Below are 16,923 nucleotides of genomic sequence, written 5' to 3'. Positions count from 1 at the left end.
ATTTTGCTAATAGTTCTCAAGTAGTATTTGCATACTTTAGACTTGTTAATCATGATAAAAAAAGGTACAGATCCTCAATAACTGAGATCTGTACCTTATATTTAGACATCAAATTCCAATTGCTTCTTCGCCAGCGTAATAAACTCCAACGGGTTCGGAACTTCCTTAGCATCATATTCAATCGCGCCCATCTTCAAGATAAGCTCGACCCGGTATTTCTCCCTGTACTCGTCCCTGTTTCGCTCCTCCACACTATTTCTCAATCGATCAATTACGATAGAAGCGCCCGGTCGATCTGTGAATAACAGCATGCCCCACATTGGATTTTCCTTATTGAGCAAATAAAGCGAATCATTCGTACGGATGCTGGTCTGACTCATTTGTGATAGATCAAGTACAGCCTCCATCAGTTGTTCTTCTCCTATAATACGCCGAATTTCATCCCAGTATTTCACACTGAAAACCAGAAGTGTTAATGGGATGTGATAACGAACCGACAGCGCCATGAAAATCGTTGCATCGGATTGAAACGAAAACGTATTCTTTAAGCTTGTTTTGGCATCTACTGTTGCGAGCGATTTGTTGGCCTTCTGCAGTTGCTCATTTTCCAACTGAAGCTGGCGATTTCCATAAGTAAGCAGCCATGTTGAGATCGTAAATAGTGGCGTCATGATAAGCCAGAAATAGTTCTGAGCTCCAACTACTCCGCCCACAACCACCGTTTGATACAGCGTAAATGTGCCGTAACCGAAGATGAATAGGATATTCAAAATCAATCCCGTTGTAACGTTTGTAAAGTAGGTGACGATCGCAATTAGTAACGCAAGGTTCAAGAAAATAATATTTTGGATATAGAGATTGGGGTTTCCCGCGGTAAACACGATACAAACGAAACAGACAATAATCAGGAAAATAAATGCGCCATCCGAAACCATATTGCTTTGTAAACGCCTCATCCACGATCCCTCCGCTTCTTTCGGTATTTACGAATTAACAGGATAAGCGAGAGAATAACCAATAAGGCAACAAGGACAACGGCAACCATGAAACCCAGAACATCTTTGCGATCCATGACATCGCTCAATACCGTAGAAGGCTCAGTCGTCGTTATTTTTTTAAAACGAAACGCATTAATTTGCCCGTCAATGTCCGTAACCGCTCCATCGCCGAATACTTTCCACAGCGTACCTTCTGATCCGATAAGTTTAGAGGCTAGATAAGCGTACTCTGAACTGGCCCCTGTGACGGCTAGCAGCCCGAAGCCATTCCCATATGGCGAATCAATCAATTGCAGCGAGCCTATGCGAGTGCCATAATTAGCTTCGATACTCATTTTTTCATTGGAGACGAAGCCTGTTCCACTTTTATCATATTGAAAATATAGCTTGTCATTATTAGTACGGATAACTTGATTATTCTGATAACTACCGATAGCGATGATCTCGCGGTTCTTCAGCTGTGAAGCCGCGACATTATCTTGGTAAAAAAGAACTTCCCCGGTATTGGTCTGCGCGTAACGCCCTAACAAATTAAAAATGTTCGAAATCGTTTGGTATACGTATGTATCATGCTCTTTGGGCAGAACGACTGCCAACTGATTGTAGCTGCCATCTCTCAGAAAGGGATAAGGGTAATTGTTAAACAACATGTCCGCTTTATCTTTGGTATTCAGCTGTAACATGGAATCCTTATCTACAAACGCCCATGGCATTTGATCCTGATTCTCAATACAGCCTGCATTTTTGAGTTCCAAATCGAAAGCAACTTTCACTGTGAAATTCCCGCTAATATTCAATGTTTTGGGGATGGCAATATCAATGTGATCATTGTCTGCGAGCTCCGTAGACAAGCGCTTGCTGCCAATTGGTGTATCATTGATTAGGATCGTAACCATCGAACGATCGAAATCTAAATTTTTCGCGTATCGATACTTAATGCTCAACTTGCTCGCATCTGCGATCGAACGGTTACCTGGAAGTGAGACGAAATAAAATTTCTCACGATGACGGTCACCAACGATTTTATCGCCTGTTTCCGTTAACGTTATGTTTCGGCTAATACTAACCGTAGGGGATTCTACCTCTGTTGTGGCATCGACTACCTTCGTATCCGTGTCAAGCTGACTGAGCAACGACTGATTACCTATTAATCGTCCTGCTTTCACCAGTAAAGCGGTATCCAAAGAAGTGACCACTAACGTCGGTTTTCCCGCTAGGGTGACCAACTTAATGTATGCTTTATTATCCAGATCATCCGCTGGAATCGTTGACTTCACTTCTTCAGGCAGATCGTTATAGAAGGAGATGAGAATAAGGGCTTGCTTTGCTTTCATACTATCCGCACTGTATGCGACGATAGGAATCCCTTTATCGGAAAGAGGATTCACTTTAGCGAATCCAGAAAGCGCGTAGGTAGCCGCTTCAAGTACAGCCAAGTTACTTTCCCCTTCTGTAACTAGGATCGCATTCAAACCTTCTTTGATCGTATCCAACCCGATAAAATGCTCGTTGAAATCTCGGATATTCTTTTGAATTGCCGAGTTTGCGTAATTCACTGAAATACGAGAGGTCTTGGATATTTGCAACCAATTATCACGCGTAGCTGTCGGTAAACAAGCATTGACAGCGAGCGGCGCGGTTGTTTCGAAATTTCCTTGAATAGTTAGCGTATTCACATCTTTCACGAGGTACGAAACGGGAATAAGAACGGTCAACTGCTGTTGTTTCGTTTCTTGAATGACTGGACGAAAAGAGTGAAACGGCTTACCGTTTATCGATAATGTTACACTTGATCGGTCATTCTGCAGAAGGCGTGAAATCTCATAATCGAGATGAACTTCAACACTGGCTACATTCCAATAATCCTCAATCTGAAAGTACTGTGATGTATAGGTTACGCCTCCAAGTAACGACGTATCTGCAAAATTAGTTTGGTATTGTTTATTTCCAGTTGGTGAAAGCTCTTCCGCCCCTGCTGTTGAGCTTAACGAAGTAAACAGGGATAAAAGACAAACGGTCGTAATCAACAGCCATCGTTTCTTCATAAATTCTCCCCAATCTAATACCTTTCGGTTTTATACCATTTGGCTTCTCGCTTGAATACCAAATCCTTCAAAAAGGCGTACATACCATATGCTGCAACAACCATCCACATCTGGCAGTAAGAGACGTACATGAGCATAATAATCCAAACATTAGAAAGCTTCATTTCCCCCTTCTCTGTTACTAACGTAATGAATGTTCCGAGAATAAATAAGATGATGGCAAGCCCCCACAAGAAAGAGCTAAAACTAGCAATGGTTGTACTAACATAACCCAAAGCATGCAATATGAGAAGTAAATCGGACATGACTAACGAGGTTAGCAACAACACATATATGGAGAGATAGTATAAAATATCAAAATGAATGTTTCGAGCTGATCGTTTGAATAATAAGGGGATGTTTTTGACAATGACGTAAATATTTCCCTTCGCCCACCGCGTTCGCTGCTTAAACCATACCTTGACTGTTTGTGGCTCTTGCTCCCAAGTGACTGACTTAGGTTGGAATTTAATCTTGTATCCCATTAAGTAAATGCGAAAACTAATTTCTGTATCCTCTGCAATTGCCTTCACATCCCAACCACCCATTTGCTCGATGATCGAACGCCGAACAATAAAGTTCGTACCTGGAATCGTGCACAGCTTGAATAACTTCCATCTCCCCGCTTGTGCCATCCATTGAAATGATAATGTTTCAACATTAATAAAACGAGTCAAGAGGCTTGCATCACGATTGCGGGTTCGAAATTTCCCGATTACGGCTCCTAAACTAGCATCATGTGTAATTTCGGAAACTAGATACGTCAAAGCCGTTTTCTCAGGGGTATTATCAGCATCATAGATGGCAATAAGTTCTCCCTTGCTTAGTTTAAATCCCAAATTCAAAGCATTAGACTTCCCTTTTCCGCCTATAACATTATCCGTGTTCAAGATGATCAAATTGCGCCCGGGGTACTTCGTTTGGAGATTCCCTAATAGGACGCTGCTATTATCGGAGGAATTGTCATTGATGACGATAATCTCATAACGATTATGAGGATATGATAGCGCTAGCAAGGATTCCACCGTCTTCGTTATAACCTTTGCCTCATTGTGTGCCGGTACCATGATGCTAACGAATGGAGGCTCACCTTCGATAGGTGCAACCGGTTTGTTCTCAATTTGAATATAGTACAAGTAGCCTGCTACGATTAGAACCACATTAACCAATAACAGAGACCAAATACAGAAGACGGAAATTAGCATCAAAATATCTGCAACTGTCATAATGACCTCTCCTGATGGGTGAATTTTCGTTTGTACAGGCGATACCCAATGATGAGAAATACCATAAAAATAAGCAGCGTCGTTACGATGAGTACAATGAAGATATTATTTTGCACCGAAAATAAGGTCGTAAAGCTCTTCTTCACTTCTTGCACATAGGTGTGATCAGAGTCGATCTCAGCTATCGTATTGTTTAAGGCAATAGGTTGTCCATTGATTTGCAAGTGACCACGATGTGAGGTTAATTCGTTCTTTTCTGTACGCACACTATGCTCTTCATTCTTATAATCGGCAAATGTCGACCAACTTCTTAATAAAGTGTCCAGTGTTGCATCCATTTCTTGGCGATTTATTGGAAATGGATAAACAAATGCGGTATTCATAGGTAGGGAATTAAGTGATTTATTTGAATTTATATATGTGTTTAAATCCTTCCCATTGATTGTATACATCGCGGAATGGAACACACTCGAATTATTTCTTTGCGTATGGTATCTGATGTTTCGATTATCATAAAGTATGCCTGAATCAAAGATCGACAAGCCATACTCCGAATAATGTTGATCATAAGTCCAATATAATTCGGAACCTATACCAAGTGGAACAATCTCATATTCAGCTAAGGCATCAAGAAAAGAACTTAATTGTGCTTTTAAACCTGCGATGTCTGGACTAATTGTAGAAGCAACTACGGGTGCATTCACCACGATACTTCCATTGCGAGACTGAATATGTTTAAGTGTCTCCAAATATCGCTGCATTGCGGGGAATTGGAAATTACTAAACACAGGTTGCACACTTGCAATGAAAGGTATGCCAGCATTATATAAACGATCTGCAGCTTCGTTAAGTAAATCCAAATCTGAGAATGGGTAGATTTCATTTAGTAAAACAAAGTTCTTACCTGTACTAGTCACATGTAACCAATCCTTCAACACGAAGGAAGCGGCCAACTCGCTTAAATTCCCTTTTAGCATGTATGGGATATAAGCATTTTTGCCATGAATAACCCCATAAGGATAGCTTGCTTTCCTGTTTTCAGAAAAAATAGTACCATAGGAGGTCCCGTTGAACTTTGTTGTATACGAGATATTGCTTGCAATTATAGATCCTTGAGTGAATTGACCAATTGAAATTTTCAATGTGTCTGTAGCTTGCTTTTGTACCTCAATACCCATTTCTTGTTGAACATACGGTGGGAGTTGATACCCTATATGCATATAATCCCCAAAGAAGCCTTTCATATCACGGTTAAATATTTCAGGGGAATGCGAAACATCTTCCAAATTACTAATGTTAATCACTTTATTGAATTTGGCGAGCATGCCCGCTTCGTATTTATCATAGGAAGTTATCGTTACTTGGGCATTTAACGAAGCAAGAATACGTTGTACAGCATCTATATTACCTTCAAAAGGCGTTCCATTTGCTAAGCTATCATAAACAACTAGCACAGGTGTTGTCTCCGCTTGAGTGGCAGAAGTTATTTGGGGAAAGCATATGAAGATCAGTAGATTGACTAAAAGTAATATTGAAGTACCCATTTTGTATCGATTAAACATACCTATACCCCCTCTCCCGCGAATATCAACCAAGTAAGGCTCAGGTTTCTTGGCTCCATAATCTCTTGGAAATGAGATCTATGATGGTAATCAATGATACTAAATCAAAAATTAGTGTGAATAAAAACTCATGTTTGGCTAAATCCGCATCCCCGGCACCAATGATGGATACAAAAATACCGGAAAGCCCAATCCCTATTAGCATCACAATCAGAGGCAACTTGATTGCATTTCGCCATAATCGCGACCGAATAGCGGTGACAAATGAAGGTAGATATAGTCCGAGAATAGTTAAAATCCATAATAAAACAAAACCAAACGTTTTAGGAGCAATGGCTTTCTTTAACAAACTGTAACCCGAGAAGAACACGGTTTGTGCTCCAAAAGGTTTGCCCACAGAGCGTTCATAATTCCCCATCGCGTTAGGTCGGATACTGAAACCGTCGCGTGCAGCCAAGTTCAACATTTGACCAGCTTGGTTCGGATGCGTCATATAATAGGTCAAAATGGAGACGAAACCGTATTTACTATAGAATTCGTCCTGTAGAATATCTGACTCCACATTTACGGTCGTATAGGCATCGAAATATTCCGTTTCGTTTAATATCGCGTATTGCTTATCGATGTCAAACCTCTTTAAGGTCTTCTCTGGATCCACAGCGCCCATAAGTACGCCACGCGTCATGGCATGGTATTTGTTAATATTGACAAATTCTTTCGGAATGAGCATGTACGTGCCAACACCAACTCCAAGTAATGCAATGAGCAAAATTGAAGTTATTGAGCGATACAACGTATTTTTCCTGATATAAATGAAAAAGACACCAATCGGTGCAGCAATCATACCAACAGGAGCATTTTGCTGTTTACTAGCCGTCAAAATCATGGCACTAAGGATAAATAATATCATCATTAGGTAATCATTATATCTTTTCCGATAGAGCAATAAGCCAAAAGAAACCATGTAAACACTCATAATAAGAACAACGCTCTCGCCATAAAACGAGCTAAAATACGCCGTATATCCAGTGTCGCCTAATACAAAAATTACGATCGCGGCCATTACATAGCCTAATTTCCTAGACAATTTCCAGGTCAATGCTTCCACAAGTAAATAAATAGCACCTACATAAAGTATCAAGTACATGCCTGCTTGAAAACGAATATCAAAGGTATCTTCACGATAAAAAAGTTGATTGATAAGAATTGCAGCTTTCATGAAAAATGTTTGTGTGGAAAATATGGAGGCACTATTCTCGTTATAGTATTGAAAAATACCAAAGGTTTTGACAAAATAACCAAAGTATTGGCTTGTATAGTCCGCATCCTTCACATACAGTCCATTCAAAATTCGAGCATAATCCCCATTATCAGCCATCCCAATATAGGGAGGTGTAAATAGTGCGATCACTGTAATCAAGAACACCACGATGGCAGCGAAAGCAGCTGGGGACAACTTGCGCAGCAGCATTTGGATGAAATGATTGTTCCACATGTGATCGCACTCCTTTCTGATCAGTACGTGTAGGCTAGAAGTGCCATCAAATTATCGAAGGAATACGCCTGCACGGCATTAACATCTCCGAAGCCGCCATTCAGCGGGCTCTGTGGATTATGGACTTGAAATTCATTCATCTTGAGAATACTATCCGCATAAAGCTCTTGATCCTTGATGACCGATCCAATCATGGCTGATATCGCGTAGATAGCAGTTGACCTAACTTCATTCAGTGGTTTTCCATCCAGATCATATTGACCGTATAAAGTTCCTGCTTTAACCTGATCTTTGATATAGCGGATACTGGCTGGCTGTTCCATCTTAACTTCAGCAAGGTTTAGAATCGTTAGCAACGATTCTACCGTGTTAATGCTTTCAGATTGATAACCCTTCTTATCAAAATCGTAGCGAGTTTGGTAAAATGGAAACGAATCCGACAAATAGCCTTGTTGGATAATTTGCAGCATACTGGCTTCAAGTGACGCCTTCTTTTTCCGTGATAGCGGTACAAGCTCCAACGATGCAGCGTCGATATAGCACAAGGTTAAGAATGAATTTGTCATTTTATATGTTGGGTCATAGAAGTCTCGCATTTGTCCATTCACAACATTGTATTGATAGAGTCGCTTTCCGTAAGTTTCTGCTTCCGCTCTGTAGCTCTTGGTCCCAAAAGCGACGGAAGCTTCATCGAGTGCCCGAATAATACGCAAATCATCTACAATGGCATTCATGGGATATTGTTTATTCCTTTTTGGACTATACCGATAGCTGAATCCAAATGGTGTATCGAATACTTGCTTGGCTTGCTGCCACTGCTCATCAAACTTATCTTTCTGACCTGTTAGAGCGTAATAACGCATGAAGAGACCCGCGGATTCGCTCAGAACTTCATGACCTGAAGCAGCAGCACCCATTTGATCGGTATCCTTCAAATTCGTATAAATGCCATGTTTACTTGTAAGCTTGTCCTTCATAAATTCCACTACTAAGTTGCGATTGTCAGTCACTTGCATGGTCTGACCATATTGACTGCTTGATTGCCGCTGCAATCTCGGAGTGTCTCCAAGCATAAAGTTAATCACATAATAAATCACATAGATGCTGATTAATCCGAGGCTGATCAGTCCTATATTCCTGAAAATTTTCATGTATTCCGGCAGCTCCTAACACAATCATTTCCAGAAAAAACGTCGAATGGTATGATAAAAAGACTACACACTACATCTGAGGTGGAATCTTTTATCTAGAGGTTGTATTATTCGCGCGAGTGTGCTTAGTTAGTTGTAGTTTATCACATGAAACTATTCGATCAAAAGGTAAATCCTCCCTAAATCAAGAAAAATGTCGAAATAATAAGAAGGATGTCATGAACTTTTCAAATTTACTAAAAAAACTAGAACCAGCCAATCTTGTAAGTTGTCTCATCAGCCAAAGAGGTCAGATCACATTCGAGCTATACCGAGAACCCCAGTTAGCTGAAACTGTAGCAAAAATCAATTCCTGTACCAAAAGCATCCTCTCAGCACTCTATTGTATCGCTATGGATCAGGGTCTGTTGCCAGCCCCCGAGACACCTGCATCCGTATTTTTCCCACAGTTTGCGAAAGAACCTGCTTCACATAAGAGCGAAATAACACTGCTGCATTTATTAACGATGACATCTGGCCTCGATTGGACAGAATTTGGTGGACAGAATTCTTTTCCACGCATGACAAGAACACCGAACTGGGTAGATTTCGTGTTGGATCAACCCTTATCCAATTTGCCTGGTACGAAAATGTCTTATAATTCTGGCGGCTCTCAATTATTATCTGCGATCCTGGTCCAAGCAACAGGCATGTCAGTTGCTCGCTATGCTGAGATGACTTTATTCGAGCCGCTTGGCATTGAATCGTATAGTTGGGAACAGGACCCTCAAGGTATTCATACGGGCGGTTTCGGATTGTCACTTCGTCCCATCGATATGCTCAAATTTGGTCAGCTCTATCTCCAACAAGGTAAATGGGGCAATTCTCAGCTTATTTCCCAAGAGCTTGTCGCTCTTTCCACGCAACCTGCGGTACGTGCGGAGGCACCTCGCCGCGGCAGCTATGGCTGGCATTGGTGGACAGACACTTACCCAGATTGTACAGATAACGACGCCTCCCTACAATCGCTAAATTACTTTAACGCGTATGGCTTCGGAGGCCAGTGCATTTATATCCTACCTTCTATTGAAACTGTTGTTGTATTGACCAATGACCAACGAAAAAAGAGCAAAATTCCGCTGCAGGTGTTCCGCCAATCCGTGGCACCTTATTTGTCGGAACTAGTTGAAGGTTCTATCACCAAATAGCAAAGAGCTTGCCACCTCTGGCAAGCTCTCTTCCTACTTTTTACATAATAATAGAATACACTAAGAAACCACCTAAAGGCACAATCCAGAGAAGCGGGATACAATTCCAGATCAATGACGCCCTGTAGTGCCGACGTGAAAAGGTTACCCAACCTCCAATAATTGCTGCTAGTAGTCCAACCGGATAAAGCCATATCGTGATAAAAATAAGCCATGTTGTTGTATTGTTGATCGCATCGGGATCGTCAAACATCATAACAGACATCCCCGCGATAAACATCCAAATAAGTACAAATATGACGTACACGATTTGTGACATAATTAATGTCCACAACATTTTGTTCCGATTCAGATTAAATCCCCCAATTCCACTCTCTATGTATGAATGATGAATGCAACTCCTCAAACAGCCTTATTTTAACATAATCCAAGCATGATATCTCTATGATCAAACGAGAAAAGGGTCTGGAGCAGTCATTAACTGCATCCAAACCCTTTTAATCATCAATTAAATACCATGTTTTTCCCATAGAAGATCTCATCCATCTCCCATTTGACGCTTTTCTCAATTTCCAACTGCTCTTCTTTGCTGAGCGTATCTTTCGTGTATCCGAACAAATAGTTATTCAGATCAAACTCGCGAAGCTTGCATTTCGTGTGGAAAATATTTTCTTGATACACGTTCACATCAATCATCTGATATAAATCTTGAATTTCCTCTGGAATATAATTTTGAATAGAGCTGATCTCGTGATCGATGAAAAGCTTATGCCCGCTGATGTCACGTGTGAACCCTCTGACTCTGTAATCCATCGTCAGGATATCGTTATCGAAAGAACGAATAAGGAAATTCAACGCTTTAAGCGGCGATATTTCTCCACACGTTGACACATCAATATCCGCTCGGAAGGTGCTAATTCCCTCATCAGGGTGATATTCAGGATACGTATGGACAGTAATGTGACTCGTGTTGAGATGCATGACCACCGCGTCTGGTAGCGGCCCTGGCGACTCTTCGAACGATTCGCTCGGTTCCTGCTCAATTGGGCCTTCCGATACTAGCATGGTTACGCTAGCTCCTTGAGGGACATAGTCTTGCTTCGCGATATTTAAGACGTGCGCTCCAATAATGTCGGCAACCGTGTTCAATAAAGCTGTCAAACGATCCGCATTATACTGCTTATCAATATAAGCTATGTAGGCTTCGCGCTCTTCTCTTGTTTTGGTGAAACAGATATCGTACATATTAAAACTTAGCGATTTGGTTAAATTATTAAAGCCATGCAGAGTGATCATCTGCTCCGAAGTTAATTTCAAGTAAATTCCCCCCTATGTGTAAACTATAAACTGCTTACACAAATATTAAACAGCTACACATAGGATGGTATGTCGGAGTCGCTTTTATTCCCTGTTAACTTTCTATTTGTCATATTCCACTTTTTAAGAATTAGCAAGAAATCGCTTCTGCAAATTGGGATAGCTACTTAGTAAATCCTGATATGTTTGGCCCCAGTATGCCTCTTTTAACTCGTCTCTCGACAGTTCCAAACTTGTCGATTTGCCTAATTGTAAAGCATGATAGCGATAAGCATTGAAAAAATTTCTTTCCGCTGTGCTAATCCGTCTTCCATTATAAATAGAAGATTGCGTCGTTAACCCTATGCTAACCAGTAAGGAAACAACTGACGCTACGATGCGAGAGACTAGGTAGGAGGCAACACCAGCCCACCCCGTCAATACGAATCCAATCGCAACGGCAATTATCGTCGGAAGAAAGAGTCCATATATATGCGAAAACATAGCACCTAACTGAATAAATGGGACCCACACGATGCCACTAAATGTAAGTAGAATACCTACCATCATCGCAAATAACGTACATATGGCAATATGCGAAGGACTTAATTGCAGTGCAAAGCACAAGATACCTGTGACAAAACCTAAAGATGAAGTCATCACACTAATGGACTCCGTGGTTTTGAGAATGCTATCCGGTTTAATATCCGGATACAATCTCGCCATAAGACCAAAGCTTGTTGGAACGTCCAGACTTATTTTAAGCCCCTGTGGCGTGTAAATAGCCATACCCTGTCTCTCCTCTGCGCCTCCATCTATTAAGCTCTCTTTTTCCTCGTAACGACATCGAAAATAACTGCAATTGCGAGTACCGCACCACGAATCATGTATTGATACGAAATGCCTATTCCCATGAGATTCATCCCACTGGATAAGGAAGCCATTACAATTGCGCCGATAATGGAACCTGTCACTTTACCAACGCCGCCTGCTGCGGAAACACCGCCAACATAAGCCGCAGCGATCGCATCGAGCTCGAACAATGTTCCTGCAGTCGTTGTAGCGGATTGCAACCGCGCCGTAAAGATGATCCCGGAAAGTGCTGATAGCATACCCATCGATCCAAATACGATATACGTAATCTTTTTCACACTAATCCCGCTCAAATTCGCTGCCTCTGGATTACTGCCTACAGCATAAATATGTCTACCTAAAACCGTTGAAGTCGTCAGGAAGTGGTATACAGCCACCACAATCATGACTACGATAACCGTCCAGGAAAAGCCGTTATAGCCAGCTAGAATCCATGTAATATACGCGATGATCGCCGAGACGAAAATAACCTTCACGGTGAAAATATTGGCAGAAACAACTTCGAAATTGTATTTCAGCTTGTTATTTCGTTTTGAAAATTCACTGTAAATATAAAGAATAATCATGACTGCTCCCAAAATTAAGGAGAGCAAATTTAATCCCCCTACCTTCGTAATCGCGGGAATGAAGCCGTTTCCGATCGCATTGAAGTTCTCGTCTTTTACGATAATCGTGCCTGTTTTCTCCGTTACGCGCAGCAGTGCGCCTCTGAAAATCAACATGCCCGCAAGGGAAGCCACAAAGGACGGAATACCGAACTGAGCAACCAATAACCCATTGAATAACCCTACGATGATACCTAGCACGAGAATGATTGGAATGGTGATATAGAACGGAACTCCCGCTTGTGAGAGGAGTACGGCAGCAATTGCTCCTAGGAACCCTGCCGCAAAGCCGACGGATAAATCAATATGGCGAATGACAATGACGAGCGTCATGCCCACGGCTAGAACCGCAATATACCCTGTTGCGTCAATCAGATTACTTATATTTCGCGATGACATGAACAACCCATCTGTCATGATAGAGAACGTCAGCATGATGATGAATAGGGCAATGTACATCCCATATTCTCGGATATTCACTTTAATTAGCGATTTCGCTTCACTATAAAATTGCACGGGTCTTCCTCCTATTGCGTCGCAAGCTTCATAATTATTTCTTGATCCGCATCCTCGATGGATAGCTCGCCTTTTATTTTACCTTCGGCCATGACATAGACACGATCACTCATGCCCAAAACTTCACTAAGCTCTGATGAGATCATGATAATGCTCATTCCTTCACTAATCAGATTGTTCATAATCGTATAAATTTCATATTTAGCCCCGACATCTATGCCGCGCGTAGGTTCATCTAAGATGAGCAGGCTCGGATTCACAAATAACCATTTGCCGAGAGATACTTTCTGTTGATTTCCACCGCTCAAATTACCAACAATTTGTTCCACGGAAGGAGCCTTAATATTTAATGATTGCTTGTAATGATTCGAAATTTTCACTTCTTCATTATGATTAATGATGCCATTCTCGGAAATCTCATGCAGGTTGGCAACAGCAATGTTTTGCTTGATATCTTGGATAAGGAACAACCCATCCCCTTTACGATCTTCCGTTACATAGGCAATTCCCGCCTTGATGGCATCCCTCGGATGGCTGAATGTTTGTTTAGTGCCTTCCATAAGGAGGTCTCCGCGAAGCTTATACGCTTTGGGATTTCCAAAAATACTTTGCGCTAGCTCCGTTCGACCTGAACCCATCAAACCAGCAATACCAACAATTTCACCCTTTTTAATATGCAAATTCACATCTTTCACTACGTCGCGACCCAACTGAGGATCATACGCCGTCCAATTTTGAATCTCGAGTATATTCGTTCCGAATGACTTCGTTATTCTTTTCGGATAAATATCGTCAATCTCACGACCTACCATGTTTTTGATAATGACACTTTCTGAGATCTCACCTTTTGCAGCGTCCAGTGTACAGATTGTTCTACCATCACGTAACACAGTGATATGATCGGCAATCGCCGTCACTTCTTTAAGCTTATGAGAAATCATAATGCTCGTAATGCCTTGTTTTTTCAACTCTCGCAATAGTTCAAGTAGGTTCTCGCTTTCTTTCTCATTAAGTGCAGCTGTCGGCTCATCCAGAATGAGCAGCTTCACATCCTTGCTTAAGGCTTTGGCAATTTCAACGAGTTGTTGCTTACCTACTCCCAAATCTTTAACTAGGACCTCTGGATTCACATCCAGCTTCACTTTATGAAGCATTTCTTTGGCCTGAAGAATCGTTTGATTCCAATCGACCATTATACCTTTTCTTACTTCGTTGCCTGCATAAATGTTCTCATACACCGTAAGGTCCGGGAATAGCGCTAACTCTTGATAAATAATGGCGATGCCCGTCTTCACACTATCGCTGATCTTGGAGAATTGCTGAACCTTGCCCTCGAAAACAATATCTCCTGCGTAAGTACCGCTTGGGTATACACCGCTTAGCACCTTCATTAAAGTCGACTTGCCTGCGCCATTTTCACCTACCAAACAATGAATTTCGCCTGTATTCACTTTAAAAGTTACGTTCGCAAGAGCTTTGACACCCGTAAATTCTTTGGATATATTGTTCATTTCTAAGATATATTTACTCATCATCAAGCGCTCCTTAGCCAACCGACTCTCGGAATAGAGGAATAGTGATAGACGCATCTATCACTATTCCTTCCAAGCTATGTGATCTTACACCTACAAGCCTTTGAAATCGGATGCTTGATAGTACGCAGAATCCACAAGTGCAGATTTAACATTTGCTTTATCAACAACGATTACATTGGTTTGTTTTGCTTTCACGTCAATTTTGCCATTGTTATACGATCCTGTTGTTTCAGGTGTTTTGCCGTCGAGGATCGCTACAGCCATTCCCATCGCATCTTTAACGAGTGTACGAACATCTTTGAATACTGTCATGGATTGTTTACCATCGATCACGTATTGAATGGAAGCTTTCTCAGCATCTTGACCCGTTACTAGGAACTTAGTAACCGCTTTATCTGATGCGAAAACATCCGCGATGGAGCGAGCTGTTCCATCATTTGGAGCTAGAATCGCAACATCGCCTTTCATATCTGCTGCAGCAGCTGTCAAATGTGTTTGTGCTTTATTTTTCGCTTCGTTAGCATCCCAGTTTGTCGTGACTTGACCGATAATTTTACTCATTTGCTCACGAGTTAATTTGGCCGTTCCTTTCAAAGCAGCAGCCTCACTGGAGTTTGCAATTTTGAATGTACCATCGGCAATTTTAGGTTGAAGCACTTGCCATGCACCGTCGAAGAACAAGAAAGCATTATTGTCAGATGCAGCGCCTGCATACAGATACAATGGTTGACCTTTTTTAGCTTTATCAACTAAGTACTGTGCTTGTGCTTTACCCACAGCAATACTGTCGAAAGTCACATAGTAGTTAACTGCATCTGTTTTGGTAATCAAACGGTCATAGGAGATAACTTGAATTCCGGCCTTCTTAGCTGACTCAACAGCAGCAGCTGCTGCATCACCGTCTTGCGGACAAATGATTAACACTTTGATTCCTTTTGCGATCAAAGCATCAACGTTTTCTTTTTCTTTTGCTGAGGAGCCTTGGCTGAATAAGATTTCCGTTGTATATTTCGAACCTTTCAAAGCGTCTTTGAACCGTTGCTCATCTTGAACCCATCTTGGCTCGTCTTTGGTAGGCAATACAATTCCGACGCTTACTTTAGAGCTGCTGGAGTTCCCACATGCTGCAACCATCACGGCTAGAAACATAACCACTAACATCAAAGAAATCGCTTTCACACTTCGTTTCATTTGTAATACCCCTCTCAATTGTTTTGGCTGTGCGCCAACTACAAACTGAGTATATCACCGGGATTTTCCAATGTAACCGCTTTATATTAGCACTTTTTTTAATAATGCTATACTATTTTGTCATTAGCCTTTGATTCACATTTTTATATACGTCTTCTCTCAAATGAAAGCCATCTGCGATGATCGTGGCATCCATATTAGACTGATCCACGGCAATCGGTTCGAGTAAAATGGACGGTACATCAATTTTCTTATTGTTCACTTTTTTATCCGCATGAACATTTTCACCCTTCGCCATCTTCACAGCAAGCTCAGCAGCGGTTTCTGCAAGCTTCTTAATGGGCTTATACACCGTCATTGTCTGGGTGCCTTCGACGATTCGCTGCGCAGCTGCAAGCTCAGCATCCTGCCCCGAAACGGGGATACGACCTGCCATTTTCTGAGCTGTTAAAGCTTGAATCACGCCACCTGCTGTCGCGTCATTCGCGGCAACAACAGCGTCTACTCTATTCTGATTCGCGATCAAAGCCCGCTCCATATTCGCAAGTGCATTAGCAGGCTTCCACTCCTTCGTCGCTTGATCAAAAACGATAGTAATATCCCCCTTCTCGACGAGAGGCTTCAGAATGTTCATTTGACCTTTCTTGAACATATGCGCATTGTTGTCCGTATCCGCGCCTTCAATTAAGACATAATTGCCCTTAGGAGCTTTCTTCACGATCGCTTTCGCTTGCAATTCACCAGCTTTCTCATTATCGAAGGAAATATATAAATCGACATCCGAATTGACTATCAAACGGTCATACGAAATAACCTTGATACCCGATTTGTGTGCCTTCTCTACGATCGCTGCGGATACCTCTGCGTTGTGGGGCACAACGACAAGCACATCTACACCGCGTGATATCAAGTTCTCTGCTTGCGCAAGCTGCAAGGCATCGTCACCATTCGCGGCTTGAACTTCAATAAGCGCACCGAGCTTTTCCACAGCAGCTTTGAATAAATCCCGATCCTTCTGCCACCGTTCTTCCAACAGCGTATCGATCGATAAACCAACGACCACTTTGTTGTCGCTTTGTATAATTCGATTGGGGCTTGGCTTACTATCGAATTGCTGACTAGCTTTATCCGTTGGTGCACTGTTCGTTCCGATGAACGAGCAAGCCGATAGCACGAAGGCCATAATCACGGTTAAACCAACCAC

General features: G+C 41.8%; 14 protein-coding genes. 1 reads left to right on the top strand and 13 read right to left on the bottom strand.

Annotated elements, in window-relative coordinates:
* Nucleotides 1-101: 101 nt before the first annotated feature.
* Genes ASL11_RS24745 through ASL11_RS24720 form a run of 6 tightly spaced genes read right to left on the bottom strand, consistent with a single transcriptional unit; the run spans nt 102 to nt 8,516 of the window.
* On the bottom strand, nt 102-956 hold the full coding sequence (locus tag ASL11_RS24745) for a GGDEF domain-containing protein (protein ID WP_056620813.1): 855 nt from the start codon (nt 954-956) through the stop codon (nt 102-104).
* A complete protein-coding gene (locus ASL11_RS24740) occupies nt 953-3,043 on the bottom strand; it encodes a cellulose biosynthesis cyclic di-GMP-binding regulatory protein BcsB (RefSeq protein ID WP_056620811.1) in 2,091 nt (696 codons plus the stop codon). The genes ASL11_RS24745 and ASL11_RS24740 overlap by 4 nt, the downstream gene beginning before the upstream one ends.
* 14 nt (nt 3,044-3,057) lie before the next feature.
* Nucleotides 3,058-4,308: a glycosyltransferase family 2 protein gene (locus ASL11_RS24735; protein WP_056620809.1), complete on the bottom strand. Its 1,251-nt coding sequence runs from the start codon at nt 4,306-4,308 to the stop codon at nt 3,058-3,060.
* Nucleotides 4,305-5,870 carry a hypothetical protein gene (locus ASL11_RS24730; protein WP_056620808.1) on the bottom strand — a complete coding sequence of 522 codons (1,566 nt, stop codon included), beginning with the start codon at nt 5,868-5,870 and terminating at the stop codon, nt 4,305-4,307. Before ASL11_RS24730 ends, ASL11_RS24735 begins: the two co-directional genes overlap by 4 nt.
* 40 nt (nt 5,871-5,910) lie before the next feature.
* Nucleotides 5,911-7,365, bottom strand: coding sequence for a glycan biosynthesis hexose transferase WsfD (gene wsfD, locus ASL11_RS24725; RefSeq protein ID WP_063795684.1), 1,455 nt, complete (start codon nt 7,363-7,365; stop codon nt 5,911-5,913).
* 20 nt (nt 7,366-7,385) lie between these two features.
* Nucleotides 7,386-8,516 (bottom strand): hypothetical protein, encoded by a 1,131-nt coding sequence (locus ASL11_RS24720; protein ID WP_056620806.1) that lies wholly within the window; start codon nt 8,514-8,516, stop codon nt 7,386-7,388.
* 218 nt (nt 8,517-8,734) lie between these two features.
* On the opposite strand from ASL11_RS24720, the gene ASL11_RS24715 reads away from it, so the two are divergent.
* Nucleotides 8,735-9,703 (top strand): serine hydrolase domain-containing protein, encoded by a 969-nt coding sequence (locus ASL11_RS24715; RefSeq protein ID WP_056620804.1) that lies wholly within the window; start codon nt 8,735-8,737, stop codon nt 9,701-9,703.
* A 40-nt stretch (nt 9,704-9,743) separates the two neighbouring features.
* Here ASL11_RS24715 and ASL11_RS24710 read toward each other — a convergent pair whose 3' ends face one another.
* The 7 genes from ASL11_RS24710 to xylF all read right to left on the bottom strand — a co-directional run bounded on the left by ASL11_RS24710 (nt 9,744) and on the right by xylF (nt 16,902).
* Entirely contained in the window at nt 9,744-10,022 is a 279-nt protein-coding gene (locus ASL11_RS24710) for a hypothetical protein (RefSeq protein ID WP_157257039.1), read from the bottom strand.
* Nucleotides 10,023-10,207: 185 nt separating this feature from the next.
* Nucleotides 10,208-11,020, bottom strand: a complete 813-nt coding sequence (speD, locus tag ASL11_RS24705; protein WP_056620800.1) for an adenosylmethionine decarboxylase — start codon at nt 11,018-11,020, stop codon at nt 10,208-10,210.
* Nucleotides 11,021-11,143: 123 nt separating this feature from the next.
* On the bottom strand, nt 11,144-11,788 hold the full coding sequence (locus ASL11_RS24700) for a hypothetical protein (protein WP_056620798.1): 645 nt from the start codon (nt 11,786-11,788) through the stop codon (nt 11,144-11,146).
* Between the two features lie 29 nt (nt 11,789-11,817).
* Nucleotides 11,818-12,993, bottom strand: coding sequence for a sugar ABC transporter permease (locus ASL11_RS24695; RefSeq protein WP_056620795.1), 1,176 nt, complete (start codon nt 12,991-12,993; stop codon nt 11,818-11,820).
* A gap of 11 nt (nt 12,994-13,004) precedes the next feature.
* Entirely contained in the window at nt 13,005-14,525 is a 1,521-nt protein-coding gene (locus tag ASL11_RS24690; protein WP_056620793.1) for an ATP-binding cassette domain-containing protein, read from the bottom strand.
* A 93-nt stretch (nt 14,526-14,618) separates the two neighbouring features.
* Nucleotides 14,619-15,719, bottom strand: coding sequence for a sugar ABC transporter substrate-binding protein (locus ASL11_RS24685; protein ID WP_056620791.1), 1,101 nt, complete (start codon nt 15,717-15,719; stop codon nt 14,619-14,621).
* 112 nt (nt 15,720-15,831) lie between these two features.
* Nucleotides 15,832-16,902: a D-xylose ABC transporter substrate-binding protein gene (gene xylF, locus ASL11_RS24680; RefSeq protein WP_056621820.1), complete on the bottom strand. Its 1,071-nt coding sequence runs from the start codon at nt 16,900-16,902 to the stop codon at nt 15,832-15,834.
* Nucleotides 16,903-16,923: the final 21 nt, after the last annotated feature.

It is taken from the genome of Paenibacillus sp. Soil750 (assembly GCF_001428045.1).
GTDB lineage: Bacteria > Bacillota > Bacilli > Paenibacillales > NBRC-103111 > Paenibacillus_E > Paenibacillus_E allorhizoplanae.
Note: the sequence above shows the minus strand (reverse complement) of the source record. Positions and strands in the feature narration are given on the sequence as shown.

Coding starts and splice junctions, on each gene's coding strand:
- ASL11_RS24745 (WP_056620813.1), bottom strand. CDS start 956: ATGAGGCGTTTACAAAGCAATATGGTTTCGGATGGCGCATTTATTTTC.
- ASL11_RS24740 (WP_056620811.1), bottom strand. CDS start 3,043: ATGAAGAAACGATGGCTGTTGATTACGACCGTTTGTCTTTTATCCCTG.
- ASL11_RS24735 (WP_056620809.1), bottom strand. CDS start 4,308: ATGACAGTTGCAGATATTTTGATGCTAATTTCCGTCTTCTGTATTTGG.
- ASL11_RS24730 (WP_056620808.1), bottom strand. CDS start 5,870: ATGTTTAATCGATACAAAATGGGTACTTCAATATTACTTTTAGTCAAT.
- wsfD (WP_063795684.1), bottom strand. CDS start 7,365: ATGTGGAACAATCATTTCATCCAAATGCTGCTGCGCAAGTTGTCCCCA.
- ASL11_RS24720 (WP_056620806.1), bottom strand. CDS start 8,516: ATGAAAATTTTCAGGAATATAGGACTGATCAGCCTCGGATTAATCAGC.
- ASL11_RS24715 (WP_056620804.1), top strand. CDS start 8,735: ATGAACTTTTCAAATTTACTAAAAAAACTAGAACCAGCCAATCTTGTA.
- ASL11_RS24710 (WP_157257039.1), bottom strand. CDS start 10,022: ATGTCACAAATCGTGTACGTCATATTTGTACTTATTTGGATGTTTATC.
- ASL11_RS24700 (WP_056620798.1), bottom strand. CDS start 11,788: ATGGCTATTTACACGCCACAGGGGCTTAAAATAAGTCTGGACGTTCCA.
- ASL11_RS24690 (WP_056620793.1), bottom strand. CDS start 14,525: ATGAGTAAATATATCTTAGAAATGAACAATATATCCAAAGAATTTACG.
- ASL11_RS24685 (WP_056620791.1), bottom strand. CDS start 15,719: ATGAAACGAAGTGTGAAAGCGATTTCTTTGATGTTAGTGGTTATGTTT.
- xylF (WP_056621820.1), bottom strand. CDS start 16,902: ATGGCCTTCGTGCTATCGGCTTGCTCGTTCATCGGAACGAACAGTGCA.